The sequence below is a fragment of the Halorhodospira neutriphila genome (assembly GCF_016584055.1).
GTDB classification, from domain to species: Bacteria; Pseudomonadota; Gammaproteobacteria; order Nitrococcales; family Halorhodospiraceae; genus Halorhodospira; species Halorhodospira neutriphila.
This window is the reverse complement of sequence record NZ_NRSH01000122.1, coordinates 1-6,503: the sequence shown is the minus strand read 5'-3', so window position 1 is coordinate 6,503 and position 6,503 is coordinate 1. Positions and strand designations below refer to the sequence as shown.

At 73.1% G+C, this 6,503-nt stretch carries 6 protein-coding genes; all 6 read left to right on the top strand.

All coding sequences use genetic code 11. From position 1 onward, the window contains the following. Positions 1 to 1,575: PAS domain-containing hybrid sensor histidine kinase/response regulator (locus CKO13_RS09800; RefSeq protein ID WP_200260230.1), on the top strand; the 1,575-nt coding region annotated here is incomplete at its 5' end. After that, on the top strand, positions 1,572 to 1,952 hold the full coding sequence (locus tag CKO13_RS09795; RefSeq protein WP_338034629.1) for a GIY-YIG nuclease family protein: 381 nt from the start codon (positions 1,572 to 1,574) through the stop codon (positions 1,950 to 1,952). The genes CKO13_RS09800 and CKO13_RS09795, both read left to right, overlap by 4 nt. Before the next feature lie 5 nt (positions 1,953 to 1,957). Next, positions 1,958 to 2,557, top strand: a complete 600-nt coding sequence (locus tag CKO13_RS09790) for a carboxymuconolactone decarboxylase family protein (protein ID WP_200260227.1) — start codon at positions 1,958 to 1,960, stop codon at positions 2,555 to 2,557. Further along, positions 2,520 to 3,293 (top strand): trehalose-phosphatase, encoded by a 774-nt coding sequence (gene otsB / locus CKO13_RS09785; RefSeq protein ID WP_200260224.1) that lies wholly within the window; start codon positions 2,520 to 2,522, stop codon positions 3,291 to 3,293. Before CKO13_RS09790 ends, otsB begins: the two co-directional genes overlap by 38 nt. Next, the gene (locus CKO13_RS09780) at positions 3,290 to 5,077 is read left to right on the top strand and encodes a glycoside hydrolase family 15 protein (protein WP_200260221.1); all 1,788 of its coding nucleotides are present in this window, start codon (positions 3,290 to 3,292) and stop codon (positions 5,075 to 5,077) included. Before otsB ends, CKO13_RS09780 begins: the two co-directional genes overlap by 4 nt. Before the next feature lie 4 nt (positions 5,078 to 5,081). After that, the gene (locus CKO13_RS09775; RefSeq protein WP_200260218.1) at positions 5,082 to 6,455 is read left to right on the top strand and encodes an alpha,alpha-trehalose-phosphate synthase (UDP-forming); all 1,374 of its coding nucleotides are present in this window, start codon (positions 5,082 to 5,084) and stop codon (positions 6,453 to 6,455) included. The last annotated feature ends 48 nt before the right edge of the window (positions 6,456 to 6,503 follow it).

Genomic DNA, 6,503 nt, shown 5'->3' with positions numbered 1-6,503 from the left:
GGCGTGAGTGGGGATGACCTTTGGCGCGGTGGAAGGGACCTGCAGGCCGCCGCCGATGCGGTCGGGCTGGGGGCCTGGCGGGTTGAGCTCGGCGAGGAGCGGATCGAGCTCTCCGCCGAGGCGTGCGCCCTGTTCGGGCTCCCGGCCGAGGAGGCGGGCCCCCGGAGCACCCAGGAGGCCTGGCGCTTCTACGCCCCGGAGCACCGGGCACCCATCGAGCGCGCCTTCCGCGACTGCGTCGAGCAGGCCAGCCCCTACGACATCGAGTTCGAGGCGCTGACCGCCGCCGGGCAGCGGCGCTGGCTGCGCGCCACGGGGGAGCCGGTGCGCGGGGACGATGGCGGGGTCGTCGCCGTCCGCGGGGCGCTGCAGGATATCGACCCCTACAAGCGCCGCGAGGCCGAGCTGCGCGAGGCCTGGCGGGAGGCCGAGCGCACCGACCGGGCCAAGTCGGAGTTCCTCTCGGCCATGAGCCACGAGCTGCGCACCCCGCTCAACGCCATCCTCGGCTTCGCGCAGCTGCTCAACGCCGGCATCGAGCGCGACCCCGAGGAGCACCGGGCGTACCTGCGCCATATCCTGAGCGCCGGCTGGCACCTGCGCGACCTCGTCGGCGACCTCCTCGACCTGGCGCGGGTCGAGGCCGGCAAGACCTCCTTCAGCCCCGAGCCGGTGCGCGTCGGCGAGCTGCTCCAGGAGTGCGTGCGCCTCGCCTGGGAGCAGGCCGTCGAGCGCGGCGTCTCGATCCGCCTCGAGGAGGCGGCCGAGGGCTCGGCCTGCCGGGTGTGGGCGGACCGGCTGCGCGCCAAGCAGATCGTGCTCAACCTGCTGACCAACGCCGTCAAGTACAACCGCGACGGCGGCAGCGTCACCCTGAGCTTCCACCCCGAGGGCGAGGAGGAGGTGGCCATCGACGTGCGCGACACCGGCATCGGCATCCCCCGGGAGCGCTCGGCGGCGCTGTTCGAGTCCTTCGAGCGCCTCGGCCACGAGCTCGGCGAGATCGAGGGGGCGGGGCTGGGGCTGGCGCTGGCCCTGCGGCTGAGCCGGCTTATGGGCGGCGACCTGGCGCTGGTGGCCAGCGAGCCCGGGGAGGGCTCGCACTTCCGCCTGCGCCTGCCGGCCGCCGAGGCGGAGGGGCACGACCGCTCCTACGGGCCGAGCCTCGACCCGCAGCTGCTCGACGACGCGGAGGGCGAGGCGCCCATCCAGCTGCTCTACGTCGAGGACAACAGCGTCAACCAGCTGCTGCTCCAGGGGCTGGCCGGCCAGCGCGGGGGCGTCGAGCTGCTCGAGGCCAACGACGCCGTCGGCGGCCTCGAGATCGCCGAGCGCTACGCGCCGGACCTGATCCTGCTCGATATCCACCTGCCGGATATGGACGGCTACGAGCTGGTCCGCCGCCTGCGGGCGATCCCGGCCCTGGAGGCCGTCCCGGTGGTGGCCGTCAGCGCCGACGCCACCGACGAGGCGCGGCGCCGCGCCCTGGCGAGCGGCTTCGACGACTACATCCTCAAGCCCTTCGAGCTCGAGGAGCTCAACGCCCTGATCCGCGAGATCCGGCTGAGCAAGTGAGCCGAGCGGCGGAGGCGCCAGCGGTGCAGCCGGCCACCTACTGCCTGAGCCTGCTCGTCCTCGAGCCCCGGGAGCTGCGCGTCGGCGCCCTGGGGCGGGTCCGGCTGCCGGCCGGCTGGTACACCTATACCGGCAGCGCCCGGCGGGGCCTGGAGGCGCGGATCGCCCGCCACCTGCGCCGGCGCAAGCCGCTGGGCTGGCACATCGACTACCTCACCGCCGACCGGCAGGTGCTCGTGGTCGCCGTGGCGCGGTACGCTGAGCCTGAGTGCCGGGTCAACCAGCGCCAAGGGGGCCGCGTCCTGGTGCCGGGCCTCGGGGCCAGCGACTGCCGCAGCCGCTGCGGCAGCCACCTACGCTACCACTCAGAAGGATGACGCCTATGTTCGCCGAGCCCAAGCCCCTGATCGACTACCCCTGGTTCCTGCGGCCGTGGCTCTGGTGGCAGCGGCGGCGCTACGGCCGGGTGCTCGCGAGCGCGCGCCTGTGGGCGCGCTCGCCGCGGCTCTTCCTGGGGGCCGAGGCGATCCAGGGCGCCACGGAGCGGCGCTCCAGCCCCATCGAGCCCGCCCTGCGCGGGCTCGTCGGCGTGCGCATCGGCCAGATCAACCGCTGCCCCTTCAACATCGATCTCCACGCCGGGCAGCTGCAGCGCCACGGCGTCGGCCGGGACAAGCTCGAGGCCCTCGAGGATTGGCGCGAGAGCGCGGCCTTCACCAACCGCGAGCGGGTCGTGCTCGAGTACGCCGAGGTGGTCACGCGCAGCGATACGCCGGTGACCGCCGACGTCGTCGGGGCGGTGAAGCGCCACCTCGACGAGGCGGAGCTGATCGAGCTGGCCGGCCTGATCGCCTACCAGAATCTGGCCACGAAGTTCAGCAGCGCCCTGGACGTCCCGCCCCAGGGGTTCTACACAATGACCGCGAGCGAGGGAGGTGAGGCCGTTGTCCAGGCACGAGGGGAGCACGGGGCTGAGGATTGACGAGCGCTGGGCGTTCTTCATCGACCTCGACGGGACCCTGGTGGAGCTCGTCGGCCACCCGGAGCACGCCGAGCTCACCGCCGCCGGCCGGCGCGCGCTGACCGCCCTGGAGGCCGGCGCGGACAGCGCCGTGGCGGTAATCAGCGGGCGCTCCATCGCCTCGGTGGACCGCCTGCTCGAGCCCCTGCAGCTGCCGGTGGCCGGGCTCCACGGCACCGAGCGCCGCGGCGCCGACGGGCAGGTCCACCGGGCGCCGCCGGCGGCCGAGGAGCTCATCGCCCGGGCGCGCCTGGAGCTCGGGCAGCTGGCGGCGGCCCACCGCGGCATCCTGCTCGAGGACAAGGGCAGCGCCCTGGCGGTGCACTACCGGGGGGCGCAGGAGATGGAGCCGGAGATCCGGGCGCTGACCGAGCGCCTGGCGGCCGAGTCGGCCGGCGCCCTGGAGGTGCAGCCGGGCAAGCGGGTCTACGAGCTGCGCCCGGCGGGCTTCGACAAGGGCCGGGCGGTGGCGGCCTTCCTTGAGGAGGCGCCATTCGCCGGCCGCCGCCCGGTCTGCCTCGGCGACGACCTCACCGACGAGGACGCCTTCCGCGCCGTCCTCGAGCGCGGCGGCCACGCGATCAAGGTCGGGGCCGGGCTGACGACGGCGCAGTGGCGCCTCCCCGATCCGGCGGCCGTCATCGCCTGGCTCGCCGGCGAGCGGGTCGCCTACCCAGCCGACAAGGAGGAGACGTGAGCACTCTCGATCAGGCCATTATCGGCAACTGCGGCTTTGCGGCCCTCGTCGACCGGCGGGCCGAGGTGACCTGGGCCTGCATGCCGCGCTTCGACGGCGATCCGGTCTTCTGCTCGCTGCTCGGGCCGCCCTCGGCGGGCGAGGGGCAGGGCCGGTTCGCCATCGAGCTCGACCGCCTCGCCTACAGCGAGCAGTCCTACGAGCGCAACACGGCCATCGTGGTCACGCGGCTCTACGACGACAGCGGCGGCGCCGTCGAGGTCACGGACTTCGCGCCGCGCTTCGAGCAGTACGGGCGCACCTTCCGGCCCATGATGATCGTCCGCCAGCTGCGCCGGCTCAGCGGCTCGCCGCTGGTGCGCGTCGTCACCCGGCCGCTCTTCGACTACGGCCGCACCGTGCCGACGATCACCCAGGGCAGCAACCACATCCGCTACGTCGGCTCCTCGCAGGTGCTGCGCCTGACCACCGACGCCTCGGTGACGGCGGTGGTCGACGAGACGCCGTTCATCCTCGAGGACGACCTGACCTTCGTCCTCGGCCCGGACGAGACCCTGCCGAACTCGGCGCGGGATACCGGCAGCGCCTTCCACGAGCAGACCTGCACCTACTGGCAGGAGTGGGTGCGCAGCCTGGCGATCCCCTTCGAGTGGCAGGAGGCCGTGATCCGCGCGGCGATCACCCTCAAGCTCAACACCTTCGAGGATACCGGGGCGGTGATCGCCGCGGCGACCTCCTCGATCCCGGAGGCGCCGGGGACGGGGCGCAACTGGGACTACCGCTACTGCTGGCTGCGCGACTCGTACTTCGTCATCAACGCCCTCAACCGCCTGGGGGCGACGAAGACGATGGAGCACTACGTGCGCTTTATCATCAACACGACGGCGACCAACGGCGAGCACGGCCTGCGCCCCGTCTACCGCATCAACGGCCGCGACGACCTGGAGGAGCATTTCGCTGAGGGGCTGGCCGGCTACCGCGGCATGGGGCCGGTGCGCGTCGGCAACCAGGCCTACCGGCAGCAGCAGAACGACGTCTACGGCTCGGCGATCCTCGCCACCGCGCACCTGTTCTTCGACGAGCGGCTGCGCCGGCGCGGCGACGAGGCGCTGTTCCGGCGCCTGGAGGCGCTCGGCGAGCAGGCGGTGGCCGTCTACCGCGAGCCCGACGCCGGCCCCTGGGAGTTCCGCGGCTTCGAGAAGGTGCACACCTTCTCGGCGGCGATCTGCTGGGCGGCGGCGCGCGCGCTCGGCTCCATCGCCGAGAAGCTCGGCTACGCCGAGCGGGCCGCCTACTGGCGGGGCCGGGCCCGGGAGATGGCCGAGGTGATCGGCCGCGAGGCGTGGAACGAGGAGCGCCAGAGCTACACGGCGAGCTTCGGCGGCCGCGATCTCGACGCCAGCCTGATGCTGCTCTACGAGTGGGGCTTCCTCCAGGCCGACGACCCGCGGCTGGCGAGCACCGTGCGCGCCGTCGAGCAGGAGCTGCGCCGCGGCGACTTCCTCTTCCGCTACGTCCACGAGGACGACTTCGGCACGCCGGATACGGCCTTCGTCACCTGCGCCTTCTGGTACGTCGACGCCCTCGCCGCCGTGGGCCGGGAGGAGGAGGCGCGGGCGATCTTCGAGCGGCTGCTCGCCTGCCGCAACCACGTCGGCCTGCTCTCCGAGGACATCGACCCCGCGACCGGTGAGCTGTGGGGCAACTTCCCCCAAACTTACAGTATGGTCGGGCTGATCAACTCGGCCATGCGCCTGAGCCGAAGATGGGAGGAGGCCTTGTAGGGCCATGAGCAGACTGGTCACCGTCTCGAACCGAGTCGCCTTGCCGAGCCAGCTCCAGGCCGCCCAGGGCGGCTTGGCGGTCGGCCTGCGAGCGGCCCTGGAGGAGTCCGGGGGGCTGTGGTTCGGCTGGGACGGCGGTGTCGACGAGCGGCTCGCGGGGGCCCGGGCGCCCCGCCTGCAGGAGGCCAACGGGGTCCGCTACGCGACCCTGCGCCTGTCGCGCAGCGAGTACAACCGCTACTACCTGGGCTTCGCCAACCAGGTCCTCTGGCCGCTCTTCCACTACCGGATGTCGTACATCCACGGCGACAACGACCGGCTGACCGGCTACTGGGCGGTCAACCGCCTCTTCGCCGAGCACCTGCCGCCGCTGCTCGGCGGCGACGAGCTGATCTGGGTCCACGACTACCACTTCATCCCCCTCGGCCAGCTCCTGCGCGAGCAGGGCGTCGACGCCCCCATCGGCTTCTTCCTCCACACCCCCTTCCCGCCCTGGGACATCTGGCGCGCCCTGCCGGGCCACGAGGCGCTGCTCGCGGCGCTGTGCCGCTACGACCTCATCGGCTTCCAGACGGCCATCGACCGGGACAACTTCCTGGACTGCCTCGCCCACGCTCCGGCCCCGCCGGAGCGGCCGCCGCGGCTGGGGGTCTTCCCCATCGGCATCGACGTCGACCAGGTGGCCGCCCAGGCGCAGCGGGGGCTGGACTCGCAGCAGGGCCGGCGCCTCGAGCGCAGCCTCGGCGGCCGGCGCCTGGTCGTCGGCGTCGACCGGCTCGACTACAGCAAGGGCCTGAAGAGCCGCTTCGAGGCCTACGAGCGGCTGCTCGAGGCGCACCCCGAGCAGCGCGACGGGGTCACCTTCCTGCAGGTGGCCCCGATCTCCCGGGGCGACGTGCCCGAGTACGAGGAGATCCGCGAGCACCTGGAGTACCTGGCCGGCCACATCAACGGCCGCTTCGCCGAGTACGACTGGATGCCGCTGCGCTACCTCAACCGCGGCTTCCACCGCACCAACGTCCTCGGCTTCCTCGCCCGCAGCGACGTCGGCCTGGTGACCCCCATGCGCGACGGCATGAACCTCGTCGCCAAGGAGTTCGTCGCCGCCCAGGACCCGGCGGACCCCGGCGCCCTGGTGCTCTCCACCCACGCCGGGGCGGCGCAGGAGCTCGACGCCGCCGTCCAGGTCAACCCGTACAACCTCGACGAGCTCGTCGAGGGCCTGCACCGGGCGCTGACGATGCCCCTCGCCGAGCGCCGCGAGCGCTGGGAGCGGATGGTGGGCATCCTGCGCCGCAACGACATCCACCGCTGGCGCACGGCCTTCGTCGAGACGCTGCGCGAGGCCCACAGCGCCCGCGGCGCGGGGGCGGCGTGAGCGCCTACCTGCTCGCCGACGTCGGCGGGACCCACACCCGGGTGGCGC

Excerpts from the sequence above, each read along its gene's own strand:
- CKO13_RS09790 (WP_200260227.1), top strand. The coding sequence starts at position 1,958 with ATGTTCGCCGAGCCCAAGCCCCTGATCGACTACCCCTGGTTCCTGCGG.
- CKO13_RS09775 (WP_200260218.1), top strand. The coding sequence starts at position 5,082 with ATGAGCAGACTGGTCACCGTCTCGAACCGAGTCGCCTTGCCGAGCCAG.